The sequence below is a fragment of the Pseudobutyrivibrio ruminis CF1b genome, from assembly GCF_000424005.1.
GTDB classification, from domain to species: Bacteria; Bacillota; Clostridia; order Lachnospirales; family Lachnospiraceae; genus Pseudobutyrivibrio; species Pseudobutyrivibrio ruminis_C.
Genome location: NZ_AUJB01000010.1, coordinates 238,406 through 254,051 on the forward strand (window position 1 = coordinate 238,406; position 15,646 = coordinate 254,051).

Consider the following 15,646-nt stretch of genomic DNA (forward strand, 5'->3'; position numbering starts at 1 on the left):
GCCTAACCGGAAAACTTAAAATTAAAGGAGTTTTTTAAGTAGAAGAAAACGAGGAGATGAAGATTATGTATATGAAAGATTATGAGCGTTGGCTTGCCGCAGACCTTGAGGACTGTGATCTTAAGCCTGAGCTTGCAAAAATCAAAGGAAATGAAGAAGAAATCAAAGACAGATTTGCTGTAGCACTTGCTTTTGGTACAGCTGGCCTTCGTGGTGTTCTTGGCGCTGGTACAAACAGAATGAACATTTATGTTGTTCGTCAGGCTACACAGGGACTTGCTAACTGGGTTAAGACTCAGGGTGGCAATCAGACAGTTGCAATCAGCTATGACTCACGTCTTAAGAGCGATGTATTTGCTAAGACAGCAGCAGGTGTACTTGCAGCTAATGGTATTAATGTTCGTATTTACGATGCACTTATGCCAGTTCCAGCACTTTCATTTGCAACACGTTATTATAAGTGCAATGCAGGTATCATGGTGACAGCTTCACACAACCCTGCAAAATACAATGGTTATAAGGCATACGGTCCAGATGGCTGCCAGATGACAGATGATGCAGCTGCTATCGTTTATGCTGAGATTCAGAAGACAGATGTCCTTACAGGCGCAAAGGTTATGTCATTTGCTGAGGGCGTTGAGAAGGGACTTATCAAGTTCGTTGGTGATGATTGCAAGGATGCATTCTATGCAGCAATCGAGGAGAGACAGGTTCGTCCAGGTCTTTGCAAGACAGCTGGTCTTAAGCTTGTTTACAGCCCACTTAACGGTTCAGGTTTAGTTCCTGTTACACGTGTTCTTAACGATATCGGTATCACAGATATCACTATCGTTCCAGAGCAGGAGTATCCAAACGGCTACTTCACAACATGTAGCTATCCAAACCCTGAAATCTTTGACGCTCTTAAGCTTGGTCTTGAGCTTGCAAAGGCAGAGGGCGCAGATCTTATGCTTGCTACAGATCCTGACGCAGACCGTGTTGGTATCGCTATGAAGTGTCCAGATGGAAGCTATGAGCTTGTTTCTGGTAACGAGGTTGGTGTTCTTCTTCTTGATTACATCGCAGCAGGTCGTATCGAGAAGGGCACAATGCCAAAGAACCCAGTTGCAGTTAAGTCAATCGTTTCTACACCACTTGCTGATGCAGTTGCAGAGCACTATGGGGTAGAGCTTCGTTCAGTTCTTACAGGTTTCAAGTGGATTGGTGATCAGATTGCCGGTCTTGAGGCTGATGGAGAAGTTGATAGATTTATCTTCGGATTCGAAGAGTCATACGGATACCTTGCAGGTCCTTACGTTCGTGATAAGGATGCTGTTATTGGTTCTATGCTTATCTGCGAGATGGCAGCTTACTACCGCAGCATCGGAAGCTCACTTAAGCAGCGTCTTGAGGAGATTTATGCTGAGTACGGCCGTTACCTCAACAAGGTAGACTCATTCGAGTTCCCAGGCCTTTCAGGTATGGATACAATGGCTGGTATCATGAGCTCACTTCGTGAGAACCCACCAGCTGATTTTGCAGGTATCGCAGTTTCTAAGGTTACAGATTACAAGAACACAGCTGAGACAGGACTTCCTTCAGCAAACGTTCTTATCTATGGCCTTGAGAATGGAAGTACAGTAGTTGTTCGCCCTTCTGGTACAGAGCCAAAGATCAAAGCTTACTTCACTACAAAGGGTAAGGATCTTGCTGAGGCAGAGGCTATGAAGGACAAGCTTGCTGACGCTTTAAAGCCTATATTCAAATAAAAAAATGACCACCCAGTTACGGCAACAAGCCTAATGGGTGGTTTTTTTGTATCAGCAATTGCACGTAAGGGAGAAAGTTATGAACGAATTAGATGAGCGCTACACTACCTCTGAAGAGGCAATAATAGATTCTTTCTTTATACTTAGCAGTGAAAAGGAATTTGAAAAAATCACTGTTTCTGATGTGGTGAAAAAATCAGGTGTTGTTCGAAGCACATTTTATAATCATTATGAGAATGTTCCGGCACTTTTATCGGCGGCTGAGGACAAGACAATTGATGATATATTTCAGCTTATGGAAAGCTTTCATCCAAAGGATGACCACCAGCTTTGCCATTCTTACTTTCTTGCAATCTGTAATTATACAAAGGAAAACAAGTTTCTGGCCAGTGTTCTTCACAGCCCAAGAGGTGACCGCTTTTTGGAAAAAGCCATGATGATGTTTCACAAGTATGTAGCTAATGTAAGTCAGAGTGAAACAGTGCGCACTGGCAACCAACAGCACTTTTCTTATATGATAGCTGCCACAATCGGCTCAACGTTGGGTGTGCTACACAAATGGACAGCGGAAGCCTGTGAGACTCCCGCTGAAGAAATAGCTGATATTCTGACCTCAGTTTTCCTAAACGGCGTTTTGCCCTTCATGGAGAATTGATGGATCATTTCTTTTAATTTTGCCAGTAGTGTTTCTAATGAATGGCTCAGTCCTGACTACCAGATTAGTGATATGTCGGTAGCTTGGCTGGCCATTATTATATTTATCAATATAATCCTGAAGCTCTTTGTTGATATCTATTGGATTCAGACACTGTCGTTGTGCATAATCCTCATCTGGATAGATGTTTGCTGTAAGACCAGTGTTGTTTCCAGTTACAATAACTTCTGCGATAAGCGGACTCAGAGCCAGCTTATTTTCAATTTCCTCAGGAGATATGTTTTCTCCATTGGACATGATGATTAGATTCTTTACACGACCGTTGATAAAAAGATAGCCATCCTTATCAAGGTAGCCTTTATCGCCAGTGTGAAGCCAGCCATCTTCAAGAGTAGCAGCAGTTTCTTCAGGCATTTTGTAATAGCCCTTCATGACACTTGTGCCTTTTACAAGAATTTCCCCATCCACAAATTTTATTTCAACATTAGGAAGGGGCTTTCCAATTGAGCCGGCCTTATGATTATCGACAGTGTTAGTGGTGATTACAGGGGAACACTCGGACATACCGTAGCCTTCGTAAATGTCTATACCATATCTCTTAAACTCATCAATGTAAAACGGATCCAGATGAGCTCCGCCAGTAAAAATTATTTTGAGATTTCCACCAAATACTGTTTCATAAATCATTTCTGGAGAAAGGTCTTCAATGGCTGAAAGTCTTTTGTAGATAGATTCAATCATAAGGGGAACCATGAGGATTACCTTTGGTTTGAAAATACTTATATTTCTGACCATGTGCATGAAGGAGTCATTGATACATACGATAGCCCCCAACGAAAAGCCCTTTAGCCAGTCCATAACAAGGCAGTAGGCGTGATGGATTGGAAGAACACTCATCATGACACAGCCAGGAGACTCTTCATAATCCACGTTTTTTACATTGTCAAAAAGATTTCGCTGGGTGAGCATAACCCCTTTACTTTTTCCGGTGGTACCTGAAGTGAAGATGATGGTGGCTATAGAATCAGGGCTGGCTCCATTTACATCCGGCTTACCTTTGCCAAGGTCAATAAGCTCAGAGAGAACACCGATTTTAGCATTAGGAATATTCTGCTCATAGGAATCCTGAAGGAGCCACATCTGACTAATCTTAGGGCATGACTGCAGGATAGGTTCAGCAAGGGAGATAAGCTTGGGGCTAAGGAAAAGAACCTGACAGTCAGCCCGATTAATCAGATCAATCAAGTCTTCCTGTGGAAGTAATGCATCTAAAGGAACTGCTATATTAGTACCAGTGACAATACCAAGATAGCTGGCAATCCACTGGAGGCTGCTTTCACCAATGATAGCGATGTGGGCTTCTGAAAATCCTGTTGCGGCAAGGCCTGCGCGGATATTTCTAATTCGCTCATCGAGCTTACCATAGGTAGTGTCACAGACAGCTTTTTTATCAAGCCATCTTACAGCAGTCAGGTCCTGAAAGTTGGAAGCAGTATTGTCCCAGAGAGTTCTAAGATTTTCCATTATGAAACCTCCATCAAATTAGAGAATGCTTTTCCGGTCTTATCAAAAAATCTATACCAAATCCATTTAAGTAGCTTCATTAGCCCACCTCCTGTAACTCCTGAATCATAGAAAGTGCTTCATCAATAGTACGAATCTGTATGATTTTATCCTGCTCCAGTTCCACATCGAATTCATCTTCCAGTTCGCCGAGAAAGGACATGAAATCAAGGGAAGAGAAATCCAGGTCTTCTCGGAATCTGGCATTTCCACTAAGTTGATCAAGTGATGTTTTGCTATATTGTGATACCAATTTCAAAAATTTTGCTTTTGTACTCATATTTAATCCTCCTTTACACTGCTGCCATAATTTCACCTACTGTGAGATTTGGTTGCTCAACACCTCTGAATATGATTCTCATAAGATAGTAGTTGAATAATTCCACGTGTTTCTCATTTAAGTCCGCTGTCTGATAGTGATATGAGAAATTCATTCCACCATCCTCGGTATGTGAAACGGTAAGATACATCTTCTTTGTGGCAGCCCCATTGGCGAACCACTTTGAATGCATTGGAATGTCCTTCAGATAAGGATTATCCATTTTGGCAGTCAGGGGCTGATATGTAAGGTAACAGCTTTCATAGGTGGTATTATCTGGTGTGTGATAGCGCTTCTTGATCTCGTCGTATATCAGCTGTGGGTCATAGTTGGAATGAAGATATATCTGGTTTTGCATATCCTGTATTTCCTGAGCTGCCGAAAGAAAATCTGTGTTAGGACTGATTTTTGTTCGGCAAGGAAACATGATGGTGCGGCTACCACCGGAGGTCCACTCATCCTGAGTAGAACGTCTGGAAATAAAGTTTTGTATGGAAATATCTGTCTGCCCATTATTTACTTTTGAAAGATATGTACGCATCCCCAGAAGCAAAAGATTTGTCATGGAAATCTGATTGTTCTGGCAGAAATTATACAAAGTTTGCGAAGAGTCAGGGTCTAACTTGTAGTCTTCAACAGCCACAAATAAATCTTTAAGCTCAATATCAGCAGCTCTAAGATTTGGATTATTGTGCTTCCTGCGGGCTCTGTCCAAGGTGAGAGGTCCCTGAATATCGGAATAAATTGGTTCCCCCAGCTTATCTAAAATGTTGTCCCAGAAATTTTTATCACGTTGGAATCGTTTCTCATTTTTGGTCTTAGACAAATCTTTTAACAGAACCTCTTCAAAATCTGCTAAATCCTCCGGCATTTCTGATCCAAATTTAAAATGGGTGTAGAGTGACATGATGTCATTAGTCATGACCACCACTCCGCAGGAATCTATGAGCCTGTGATCCATATGAAGGAAGAAACCACGGTAACCTTCTGGAAGCTTTACCATAAAGATTTCAAACATAGGGATGTCATCACCGTCTATTGTTTTATAAGCCCATGACTGCATGGTCTTATCTGCTTCTTCCATTGTCATGTCTGATAAATCTTTCAGTGGAATTTCATAGGTTCCGGCCGAAGAGATATATTGTTTTATGTGTCCGTTGGAATCAGGCTTTGTAAATTGAACACGCATACAACTGTAGCGCTTGATTTCCATGCGAATGCATTTTTCTAAAAGAGTAAAATCAAGGTCAGCCTGTAATGATGCCACTATGCTTAGACCAGAGACCTGCTGTGTACCGTATTTACGAATCCACTGGTAATGCATATTTTGTGCAGCAGTTAATGGATATTTTTTCATAAGCTCCCCTCCACATCAATTCTTTTCACAGTAAAATAGCACAGCATTTTTGTATGTACCATAGGGGGAAGTAGTTAACGGACAGATTGGAATAAATTGTACAAGAGATATCAGACACTTTATTGAAATATGTTTGATATTGGCTAAGTAATGAATGTCGTTTGTCACATAAAATTGCAACTTGTCACATAGATATTGAAGAGTGGTAAGTGGTGATTTAGTATTAAAATTGCAGATAAGCATTAAAATGGTTAATATTAAATTGATTACTTGAATTATGTGGTGGAGGAATATTAATGTTTACTATAGCCATTTGCGATGATAGTCAAATGATACAGAGTGGTTTGTCTCAGTTCATAGATAGGGCCTTAGAAAATAAAAATACTGAATATGAGACTCTTACTTTTTCAAATGGTGATGAGTTATTTAGTTGGATTGATAATAACGACAGAGTAATAGAGCTATTGTTTTTAGATGTAGAAATGCCAGGAATGTCAGGTGTTGAAATCAAGTCTCAGCTGGAAAAAAATGACAAGGTTAAGCGAGTTGTTTTTGAAACCAGCCATTATGAAAATATGCAGGAAGCCTTTGGCGCAAAGGTAATTGGATTTATGTTGAAGCCTCTTAAATATGAGGATGTAAAAAAAAGAGTAGAAAATGCATTTGATGAATATACAGATGACATTCTTATTGAAATTTCTAAAGATATTTTTGTCAAAAAATCAGATATTAGCTTTATCAAAGCTGAAGGCAATTATTGCGATTTTTATTGCGTTGATGGAAAAACTATAAAAGCAATCAGAAGCTCCTTATCATATTTTAAGAAGCTGTTAGGAGATACATTCATACGGGTTCACAAATCATATATTGTAAATGCCTATGACATAAAAAAGTGTGACAGATCCTTAGTAGCAATGTCGAATAATGTACAGATTTCAATTGGAAGAAGTTATTTGAATTCATTTAAATCAGAATATAGGGCCATTGCTTTAAGTGTTGCCCAAGCAAGGTTTTAATTTTATAATAATATATATTTTAAAGAGGAGGATAATGAAATGGCAACATTAATGTACATCAATTGGGGCGGTATTTTCGACATTTTATTTGGCTAAAAAAGAAAGAGAGAAGACGAGGTGTTCGTCTTCTCTTTTTTTTATATATTTGCTATCATGAAACGGAAATGGTAGTTTTATGGAGAGTAATGAAATGGTATTAAATGAGCACTTTTGGGGACTTGCTTTGTTAATAGACTGTAGTTCCCTTTTGTTAACGTACATGATAGTGATGGGGGCCCGATTAAAATTCACTATTACAAGATCATTAATATATATTGCAGTATTTGTGACTAGTGTGACCCTTATTGTTTTTCCTATTAATGATAATAATATAAGAGATATAATAGGAATTGTGTTTTTGATGCCAGTAGTTTTTCTTTTGGCAGGTAGTAAGAAAAAATGGATGGCTCTGTTTTTGCCCAACTTAGTTGCATTGTCAGTTGCTCAGACTATTTTTATCCCAACATTGAGCTTTGCCAAAGTAATTATGGGAAAAAATGGATATAGTGCCTTTGTTAGTATAGTGGTTTTCATTCTCCTTTCGGTAGCATATTATTTCATACATCCAATTCAGGGTGCAGAACATGAATATTCTGTTGGACAGATAATTTTTTTGAATATTATTTCTGTATGTTTGTTTATTTTATTGGGAGAAATTCAGCGGTTTTTTAATACCAATACTACATATATTGGGATTGGAGCCAGTAAATTAATTCATAATGCAATGCTTGGCGCATGTGTTCTTCTTTGTATTCTTGCATTTTATTTGAGTGTTATAAAAGGAAGACTCGATGATGCAAAAAGAATAGCAGAAGAGAATGAGTTTTTGCTTAGAATGCAAAGTGAACAGATGGATACAGTCATTAAGAGTGAAGAGAAGCTTCATGCTTTTAAACATGATTTAATTGCTCATTTAAATGCCTTATCAGGTTTTGCTGAGGAGGGAGATGTATCAAAGGTTAAAGATTATTGTGATAATCTTTTAACTGATACGGCTTCCTTTGCAAGAGTAGCATACACAGGAAATCCAGCTCTTGATGGGGTTCTCAATCAGCTTAAAGGCATGGCAAATGACAGCGATGTGGACCTGGATATTAGAATGACAGTTCCAAAGGAAAAGAAGATATCAGATTACGATCTTTGTATTATAACCTTCAATATCATCAAGAATGCTATTGAAGCAAATAGAGGTGGTGGAAAGGTAGAGATTAAGTCGTGGCCATTTAACGAGAATCTTTGTATCATTTCATCAAATACAACTACTCATTCATTGGAATATAAAAATGGTGTGCTGTTATCCACAAAGCGGGAATATAAGGCTCCAGGATATGGTATGCGTAATATTCAGGCTGTAATTGATAAATATGATGGAGATTTCCAGATAAAAATGGACGGAGATTTGGTAAAAGTAGAGGCGTTAGTATAAACCGCCTCTATTTTTGTGTCGTTTAACACATAAAAATGTTGTTGGTAACAGATTGATTGAGTTTTTATTTTGTGCACTGTACCATGTTTATAGTTAGTAAACAAGAAGGAGAAAATAAAGATGGATAAAACAGAAAACAAATCAGAGTTGATAAAATTAATTATCGTATATGCGGTAGACTTGGCAATTATGATAGGGCTTTCATATGCTCTTCCTAATCTGGCGCCTAATATGCCAATTATTGCTAAGGCTGCTTTAATATACATTCTTTTACTTGTACCAGTTATTGTATATGCGATAAAGAAGGGCGATTGTACAGCAGAAGCTTTTGGCTTTAGAAAAATTAAGGTAAGCACTTTCTTCTTTACAATTCTTTTATCAATTGTAAGTGCACCAATGTATATGTTTGCAAATGTGCTGTCTCAGCTTGTTGTTCCAAACGTACTTATCCAGAACATGGATAATTTAATGGGAGATTCTATGGGGGCATCATTTATTGCGATGGCTGTTTTTGCACCTATAGCAGAGGAAATAATCTGCCGAGGATTTTTCACAAATAGATTAAAGAAAACAGTTCCATTCGCAGCAGCTGCAGTTATTTCTGCTGTAATGTTTGGATTACTTCACTTAAATATTAATCAGTTCTGCTACACACTTGTACTAGGCATCATTTTTGCATATGTTAACAAAGCCAGCGGAAGTATTTTCACTTCAATTATCATGCATTTTCTTGTTAATGCTTCTAATATTGGAATCGTGCTTTTGGCTCAGAAGACACTACAGAATATGGGAATGGATTTGGCAGAGACAGCTGAAACTAGCCGTCAGAACGCCGGAGCAATGATTTTCGCAGTCGTATTCTACGGAATTTTGGCTATAATCTCATTTTTCCTTAGCCGTAAGGTAATAAGAGCTATCGCAAAACGCGAAGGAAATGAATAAAAGATAAGGTATCCGGACCTTCCCTGATATGGGAGGGTCTTTTTTTATTTTGATAAGAATTTAGAATATTCTTTAAATATACATTTTGGGAGAATAGTGTATAATACTATAATAAAAGTATTAAATTACCAGGGGGATTAGAATAATGAATGAGAAAGTTGCTGCTCTCAAAGAGAGTATGGAACAGCGTATCGTCGGAAAAGGTGAAGTAATAGACAAGTTGATTGCCGCCTTTCTAGCTGAAGGACATGTGCTGCTAGAGGATGTTCCAGGTGTGGGAAAGACATCACTTGCAAAGGCGCTTGCGGATTCTGTTTCTTTATCATTTGCGCGAATTCAGTGTACTCCGGATACAATGCCATCGGATATTACCGGTGTTTCTATTTTCAATTCTAAAGACCAGAGCTTTCAAGTTATGCCAGGTCCAGTTGTCAGCAACATAGTTCTTGTTGATGAGCTCAATCGAACATCCCCAAAAACTCAGTCTGCCCTACTTCAGGTAATGGAGGAACAGCAGGTTACAATAGATGGAAACGACATTCCAGTTCCATCGCCATTTATGGTAATTGGTACTCAGAATCCTGTGGAAATGGCAGGAACATATCCACTTCCAGAGGCTCAGCTCGACCGCTTTATGATTAAACTTAGCGTAGGCTATCCAAATCAGGATGCCTCTGAAGATATGGTCAAAAGGTTCCTTGAGGGACAGCTCCACGATGAAACTAAGCCTGTTCTTACAGGGGAAGATATAAATGAGATGCGTAAGCAGGTAAACGCCGTATCTATCAAGGATAATCTCAGACGATATGCCGTAGAGATTGTGGAGGCCACAAGAACTAATCCTGAAATTGCCTGCGGTGCTTCGCCAAGAGCTCTGCTTTCACTTCTTAGATGTGCACAGGCTTTGGCTTTCATGGCAGACCGTGATTATTGCGTACCTGAGGATATTGCGGAGGCAGCCACACTCACATTGACTCACAGAATTATTCTTACAAGCGAGGCAAGACTTAGCCGCACTACTAAGGAGTATTTGGTAAGGAAGATTCTTGAGCAGGTGAGATGTAATGAGAGTTCGAATTCATAAACGGGGAGTAATTGCATATCTTTTAGGACTGGTATTAAGCATTGTCTTTGCCAGCTATTATGGAGGGCCTGTTTCTTTTGCATGGCTCTATGGAATGCTGCTTGTAATTCCGGTTTCTATTTTGTACACCATATTAAATTATAGATTTCTAAATATATTTCAGGAGATAGAGGTTTATAAGGTTACCAAAGGTGAGGAGCACAGGTACCGTGTACTTTTTGAAAATTCGGGGATTCTTCCGGTTCATCGTATGGGAATGTATACCCTGGATGATAGATGCAGTCTGTATGAGATTGAAAATGGTCAGCAGATATCTCTTGATAATCATCAAAAGAAGGAGCTACTGTCTGGGATTACCTGTAAATATGCAGGTGCCTATGACATTGGAATAGACAGAATTTCCCTGTCAGATCCCTTTTATATGTATACCGTGGAACTTGATGTTCAGTACAATTTCAGGGCTATTGTTAGGCCGCAGATAACTGACGTAGCCACAAAGGTTCTGGATATTGAGAACCTTATTAACAATACAGGACTAAAGAGTAACCGGCTTTACGAGGATATTCCTGGAAGCGATATGAGGGCATATCAAAGTGGAGATTCTTTAAAATCAATAAACTGGAAAGTATCAGCAAAGCATAATGAGCTGATGGTTCGTCTCCCTGAGAAGATGGAAAAGAGGACGGTAACAATTTTGATGGATGCAGCCAATCCTCCAGAGAGCAGAGAGGATTTGGAGTATCTGAAAAAGCGTGATATCTTCCTGGAGTTTGTGGTGTCGGCAGCATGGCACTTCGGAGAACAGGGAGTACCTGTTAGATTGATTTATCCATCTGGCGATGTTAAGGAGTCTACAGTAGATTCCCGCGAAAGCTTTATGGATTTTTACAGTATAGTAGCAGATGGTATTTTTTACGGCTCGGACAAAGCCTTTAATGAGATTCAGAGGCTGGTGGCAGAGCGGAGGAACAATGTCAATGACAACGATACCTGGATTATCATCAGAGAAGATCCTGGTGAAGGAGAAAGTAGCTGCCTTATTTGCGGCTGAGAAAAAAGTTCATCTGTTTGTATTTGCATTAATCACCATATGTCTGGAGATTTTTTTGCTTACTAAGGGCGAGGGCTACGACCTAAACAGGAGTAGCTTTGTTTTTGCGTTCATATTTTTCTTTTTCTGTTTTGCCGTTCTTGAATTTGTTTTTTATGAACTTCTTGAGAGCAGGGCGATTCCATTGTTTTCACTGGTCCCTGCTACTCTTATGTTTTTCCTTTTGAAAGTAAATGAAAAATGGAGCAATATAGCCGTTGCTGTGATTGTGGCGGTGGTTATAAGAATCATTTTTGATTATATGCCAGCCAGAGAAAAAGTTCTGTTGTTTGGAAGTTTTGTCCTTGATGGTGCAGCTTTGTATATACGTATCTTTTGGACATCTTTCTGGGGCGACAAGCTTCTTGATAAATTGCTTTTTGTGGCTTTGGCTGTACTGACATTCTCAGCTTTACAGAATATTATTTGGAGAAAAATAGAAGGGGAATTTCCATTTCATTATTTCTTGATGCTGGGTCTGGTGCTGCTTTTTATACCTATGAATAGGGACCCTATAGACTGGTCCAGAATAGAGGGAGTCTTTGGAAATGCAGCAGATGCAACAGCATATTATCTGTGCTCGGTGATTGGTGACAGTGAGTATACCGTTGGATATGGTTCATTTAATGCCACAGGAGGAAGGATTTCAAACTCAGATAAGCTGCAGCTTGTTTTGGAATCTGTGGAACGACCTTACTTCGTATATACGGATTCGGAAACAGGTCAAAAAATGAAAATGAGACGTACTCTTTATCTTGCTGGAGGGCGAGGAGTAGATGGAAAAGCCCTTGTAGAGTGGCTTCAGTTTTTAAAAGATAATGGTGTGGATAAGGAAGAGGCACAGGTCTTTTCTCAGATTTCCAAGCTGGACGTGGAGTACGTATACCTTGATACTGCAGATGAGATTGCTCCAGCAGGTGCTCTCGTTTTATCCAATCAGGATGGCGCCATAGAAAAAGGACGCAGTGATGACAGGCACAGAAAGGGTTATAAAATAAAGGCCAAGTATCTGGATATAGATTATGGCAGCCCTAATTTGATTGAACTGTATCAGAATCCTCGTGGGGCTCTCATTGATAGAAATCCAATGACATATGCTGAGGCCAGTGAATACTATCTGGCTCTTTATAATCAGGATTTATATGATGTGATGGATGCTGATGAGTATGAAGCCTATGTAAACCAAAGTGATATTTACCAGATATATGGAGATACAGCAGGTGTCACTGACAGAATGGAGAATCTGGTAAATCAGATTACAGCTGGTGCAGATAATGACTATGACAAAGCAAAGCTAATCGAAAGTTATCTTCGACAGTATACATACAACACCAAAGCAGTGGGAGGGCATAACCCAGACTCTGATATGAGCACACCTGAGGGAATGGCAGATATCGCAGATAGATTTCTCTTTGAAACTGAGTCAGGTTATTGTGTTCATTACACCTCATCAATGGTAATGCTTTTAAGGGCAGCAGGGATACCAGCCAGACCTGTAATTGGATATCGCTACAGTTTCCCATTTGAAACTCAGGAGAACTATGTGGTGGAGGCAAACTGCGCCCATGTGTGGCCGGAGGCGTATATACAAAACATAGGCTGGATTCCATTTGAGCCAACAAGCGCATACACCACAGCTTCAGAATATACCTGGCATAGAAAGGGAACAGCTGAAGTAGAAGCGACTGACAATCAGGTGGAAGTGCCAGTTTTGCCAGATATTCCTGAAGTGGAGGAAGAGCAGGAAACATATCGAAATGATGGTTTACAGTTAATCAAAATTTTCGGTCTTGTAATACTTAGCATAGCACTGCTTATTCTTATTATCCTTGCGGGAGCTGCGCTGATAAGAAGATTGATTTACAGGATGGCTACGCCAGAAGACAGAATCAAAATGGATGTGCAGCTTATTAAGGATAAGCTTGTAAAACAATCTTTAGAACCAGTAAATGACAGAGGTCTCTTGACAGATTATATCTCCCTGGCTCCGGAGGAATTGAGGGAAGATGTGAAGAACACATTTGAAGTATATTACAGAACAGTCTATGGTCAGGAAAGTATTCGACAGGTCTCAGAAGCAGAGGGAACTCTGGCAAAGGACGTTAGGGATGCAATTTGTCATAGGAAAAGCAAATGATTATAATGAATAAATAATTAATGTTTAGATTAGGAGGAGAATAATGGCAGACATTTTATGGCATGATAGAAAAAGACATTTAGGTCTTCCACTTAGCTTTACAAAATACAGCATGAGTGCGGACAGATTATTTGTAGAAACAGGGTTTTTAAATCTTACACAGAACGAGGTAAGACTTTATAGAATCCTTGATCTTCAGCTAAAGAGAAGCCTTGGTCAGAGAATCTTTGGCGTAGGCTCTATCTACGTAAGTTCATCTGACAAGAATCTTGGAACATTCGAAATCAGAAATATCAAGAATTCAGCAAATGTAAAGGAGATGCTTTCTGTTCAGGTAGAACAGCAGCGCGAAGCCAAGAGAGTAGTTGGCCGTGAGTATATGGGCGGCGACATGGACTTCGAAGACGATAATGATGAAGCCTAATAATGACTAAATAGTAAAGAAGGTTTTATTAAATGAGTTACAGTGAATACGTGGCACACTATTTTCAGATGCCACAATTTATAATTTTTTTACTTTTGACAGCGGTACTTATTTCAGCTGTACATATTGTTTTCTATTTTTATACTAAGAGTAAAAGTAAAGATGCCGAGTTCTTTGAGCAGGAGTTTTTCTCATTATCAGAGCGATACTATGAGTTGATTTTCTCAGGTGGAAGCATCATTGGTTTTATGGCAGTGTACTTCCTGATTACATTATTTTTAAAATCAGGGCCCTTTAAAGAAATATGGGATTCCTATAAAGATTACCTGTTATTAATATTCATGATTATTTCCATTTTGCTTAATTCATTTTGCGATCATGTTCTTGTTAGATTAAAGCATCTGGACAGAGATGCGATGGCATCAATCAGACTAACTGGAATGGGATATATGATATTGATTCTTTGTTATCTCAAGTTTATCTATGAGAGTAATAACTACGATACACTTATCGCTTATTTCCTTACTCTTATGATTGGACGATTCGTATATTTCGATGCCAGCTTTAAGGATTTCCTTCACTGCATTAAAAATGCAGCTGCAAATATTCCTATCATGATTATGGCGCTGATTAACCTGTCTATCCTATGTGCCTACGGATATTCCACAGGATATCTTCTTAAACATAACGGAGTCATCACCAATATTTTCTTCACCCATCTGTACATGATAGTTGTAATTTTTGTATTACACTTTATCCCTGCCAGACTGGTAGCCAAGAAGAAGGTGAAGAAGCTGGATGGTACAAAGAAATCATCAAGACCACCTAGGGAAAGAAGGGAGCGAAGACAAAATCGCCCAAAGCCTGTAGAGGATAATTCAGAGATAGATGTAGAAATTATAGATTTATAGAAATGTGAGATTCTAGTTATTGGCTAGAATCTCTTTTTTATTTTCAAGCAGGATTAAAATGAGACTGTGGTGGAGCCACCTGTACATGTAGTTATCACAAAATAATGGATATATAAGGTTTATAGATTTCTGTGCGATAAAAAGAGCATAATTTGCAAAGTAATTTATCGCATAAAAACGATAAATAGCGGTTTGAACATAAGTCTTGCGATAAAAATATGCCATATTATGCCAATTTTGAAGTGATTTTTATCGCAAGCAATGCTTACAGCCTGCATATCTTCTTTAATCTGTGATAAATATAGTGCAATAATAGGCGCGATTTATCACAGCATATATGCTGAAGTAGTATTTTATCGTTAATTTGCGATAAAAGTAAGACCTGATAAAGCCTGCTGATAAAAAAGGTCTAAGCCAGATGACTTAGACCTTGAAAGTGTTATAAATATTTAAAAATTTCGGAAATTTCACTTAAGGAATTTCGGGAATTGTATTGACAATATACAACTTCGGTGTTATGGTTAATTACACAAGTAATTAACCGACGGACTAAAGGAGGTGGAAATGTGATAGAGAATCTTGGGGAAGATAAATCTATTTACCTTCAAATCAGCGAGATGATTGAAGATGAAATATTAAGGGACATTCTAAGAGAAGAAGAGCAGGTGCCTAGCACCACAGAGCTCTCAAAGTTTTACAAGATTAATCCGGCTACAGCAGCTAAGGGAATTAATCTTCTGGTAGACAAAGGTATTTTGTACAAAAAGAGAGGTATAGGTATGTTTGTGTGTGAAGGGGCTAAGGCAACAATACAAGAGACTAGAAAAACAAGCTTTTATGAGAATTATGTTAAGAAAATCATAAGTGAAGCAAAGCTTATCGGAATCGACAAGGCAGAGCTTAAGAAAATGATTGATGACACTAATGAGCTTTAG

Annotated in this window: 14 protein-coding genes; 11 read left to right on the plus strand and 3 right to left on the minus strand. The window is 38.9% G+C overall.

The window, feature by feature from the left end:
• Positions 1-65 precede the first annotated feature (65 nt).
• Positions 66-1,748, plus strand: coding sequence for a phospho-sugar mutase (locus G592_RS0109650; RefSeq protein WP_028247641.1), 1,683 nt, complete (start codon positions 66-68; stop codon positions 1,746-1,748).
• Positions 1,749-1,827: 79 nt separating this feature from the next.
• On the plus strand, positions 1,828-2,403 hold the full coding sequence (locus G592_RS0109655) for a TetR/AcrR family transcriptional regulator (protein WP_036952475.1): 576 nt from the start codon (positions 1,828-1,830) through the stop codon (positions 2,401-2,403).
• On the opposite strand, the gene G592_RS0109660 is transcribed toward G592_RS0109655, so the two are convergent.
• The 3 genes from G592_RS0109660 to G592_RS0109675 form a co-directional block, all read right to left on the minus strand.
• Positions 2,371-3,927 carry an AMP-dependent synthetase/ligase gene (locus G592_RS0109660; protein WP_036952478.1) on the minus strand — a complete coding sequence of 519 codons (1,557 nt, stop codon included), beginning with the start codon at positions 3,925-3,927 and terminating at the stop codon, positions 2,371-2,373. The genes G592_RS0109655 and G592_RS0109660 overlap by 33 nt on opposite strands.
• A gap of 79 nt (positions 3,928-4,006) precedes the next feature.
• Positions 4,007-4,246, minus strand: coding sequence for an acyl carrier protein (locus tag G592_RS0109670; protein ID WP_028247644.1), 240 nt, complete (start codon positions 4,244-4,246; stop codon positions 4,007-4,009).
• Between the two features lie 13 nt (positions 4,247-4,259).
• A complete protein-coding gene (locus tag G592_RS0109675; protein WP_028247645.1) occupies positions 4,260-5,642 on the minus strand; it encodes a condensation domain-containing protein in 1,383 nt (460 codons plus the stop codon).
• Between the two features lie 296 nt (positions 5,643-5,938).
• Between G592_RS0109675 and G592_RS0109680 the strand changes: the two genes are divergently transcribed.
• The 9 genes from G592_RS0109680 to G592_RS0109720 all read left to right on the plus strand — a co-directional run bounded on the left by G592_RS0109680 (position 5,939) and on the right by G592_RS0109720 (position 15,646).
• Positions 5,939-6,658 carry a LytR/AlgR family response regulator transcription factor gene (locus G592_RS0109680; protein WP_028247646.1) on the plus strand — a complete coding sequence of 240 codons (720 nt, stop codon included), beginning with the start codon at positions 5,939-5,941 and terminating at the stop codon, positions 6,656-6,658.
• Between the two features lie 400 nt (positions 6,659-7,058).
• Complete coding sequence (locus G592_RS0109685) at positions 7,059-8,123, plus strand: sensor histidine kinase (RefSeq protein WP_196801835.1); 1,065 nt, start codon at positions 7,059-7,061, stop codon at positions 8,121-8,123.
• 120 nt (positions 8,124-8,243) lie between these two features.
• On the plus strand, positions 8,244-9,065 hold the full coding sequence (locus G592_RS0109690; RefSeq protein WP_028247648.1) for a CPBP family intramembrane glutamic endopeptidase: 822 nt from the start codon (positions 8,244-8,246) through the stop codon (positions 9,063-9,065).
• Between the two features lie 145 nt (positions 9,066-9,210).
• On the plus strand, positions 9,211-10,149 hold the full coding sequence (locus G592_RS0109695) for an AAA family ATPase (protein ID WP_028247649.1): 939 nt from the start codon (positions 9,211-9,213) through the stop codon (positions 10,147-10,149).
• Complete coding sequence (locus tag G592_RS0109700) at positions 10,130-11,200, plus strand: DUF58 domain-containing protein (RefSeq protein WP_036952481.1); 1,071 nt, start codon at positions 10,130-10,132, stop codon at positions 11,198-11,200. Before G592_RS0109695 ends, G592_RS0109700 begins: the two co-directional genes overlap by 20 nt.
• Entirely contained in the window at positions 11,127-13,376 is a 2,250-nt protein-coding gene (locus G592_RS17955) for a transglutaminase-like domain-containing protein (RefSeq protein WP_196801836.1), read from the plus strand. The genes G592_RS0109700 and G592_RS17955 overlap by 74 nt, the downstream gene beginning before the upstream one ends.
• Positions 13,377-13,419: 43 nt before the next feature.
• A complete protein-coding gene (locus G592_RS0109710) occupies positions 13,420-13,800 on the plus strand; it encodes a PH domain-containing protein (RefSeq protein ID WP_036952484.1) in 381 nt (126 codons plus the stop codon).
• A gap of 32 nt (positions 13,801-13,832) precedes the next feature.
• Entirely contained in the window at positions 13,833-14,711 is an 879-nt protein-coding gene (locus G592_RS0109715) for a hypothetical protein (RefSeq protein WP_028247653.1), read from the plus strand.
• A 566-nt stretch (positions 14,712-15,277) separates the two neighbouring features.
• Complete coding sequence (locus tag G592_RS0109720; protein WP_028247654.1) at positions 15,278-15,646, plus strand: GntR family transcriptional regulator; 369 nt, start codon at positions 15,278-15,280, stop codon at positions 15,644-15,646.

What these genes read in the sequence shown, in the direction of transcription:
- G592_RS0109690 (WP_028247648.1), top strand. Translation starts at nt 8,244, where the DNA reads ATGGATAAAACAGAAAACAAATCAGAGTTGATAAAATTAATTATCGTA.
- G592_RS0109680 (WP_028247646.1), top strand. Translation starts at nt 5,939, where the DNA reads ATGTTTACTATAGCCATTTGCGATGATAGTCAAATGATACAGAGTGGT.
- G592_RS0109710 (WP_036952484.1), top strand. Translation starts at nt 13,420, where the DNA reads ATGGCAGACATTTTATGGCATGATAGAAAAAGACATTTAGGTCTTCCA.
- G592_RS0109650 (WP_028247641.1), top strand. Translation starts at nt 66, where the DNA reads ATGTATATGAAAGATTATGAGCGTTGGCTTGCCGCAGACCTTGAGGAC.
- G592_RS0109655 (WP_036952475.1), top strand. Translation starts at nt 1,828, where the DNA reads ATGAACGAATTAGATGAGCGCTACACTACCTCTGAAGAGGCAATAATA.
- G592_RS0109695 (WP_028247649.1), top strand. Translation starts at nt 9,211, where the DNA reads ATGAATGAGAAAGTTGCTGCTCTCAAAGAGAGTATGGAACAGCGTATC.
- G592_RS0109675 (WP_028247645.1), bottom strand. Translation starts at nt 5,642, where the DNA reads ATGAAAAAATATCCATTAACTGCTGCACAAAATATGCATTACCAGTGG.
- G592_RS0109660 (WP_036952478.1), bottom strand. Translation starts at nt 3,927, where the DNA reads ATGGAAAATCTTAGAACTCTCTGGGACAATACTGCTTCCAACTTTCAG.
- G592_RS0109670 (WP_028247644.1), bottom strand. Translation starts at nt 4,246, where the DNA reads ATGAGTACAAAAGCAAAATTTTTGAAATTGGTATCACAATATAGCAAA.
- G592_RS0109700 (WP_036952481.1), top strand. Translation starts at nt 10,130, where the DNA reads ATGAGAGTTCGAATTCATAAACGGGGAGTAATTGCATATCTTTTAGGA.
- G592_RS17955 (WP_196801836.1), top strand. Translation starts at nt 11,127, where the DNA reads ATGACAACGATACCTGGATTATCATCAGAGAAGATCCTGGTGAAGGAG.
- G592_RS0109685 (WP_196801835.1), top strand. Translation starts at nt 7,059, where the DNA reads ATGCCAGTAGTTTTTCTTTTGGCAGGTAGTAAGAAAAAATGGATGGCT.
- G592_RS0109715 (WP_028247653.1), top strand. Translation starts at nt 13,833, where the DNA reads ATGAGTTACAGTGAATACGTGGCACACTATTTTCAGATGCCACAATTT.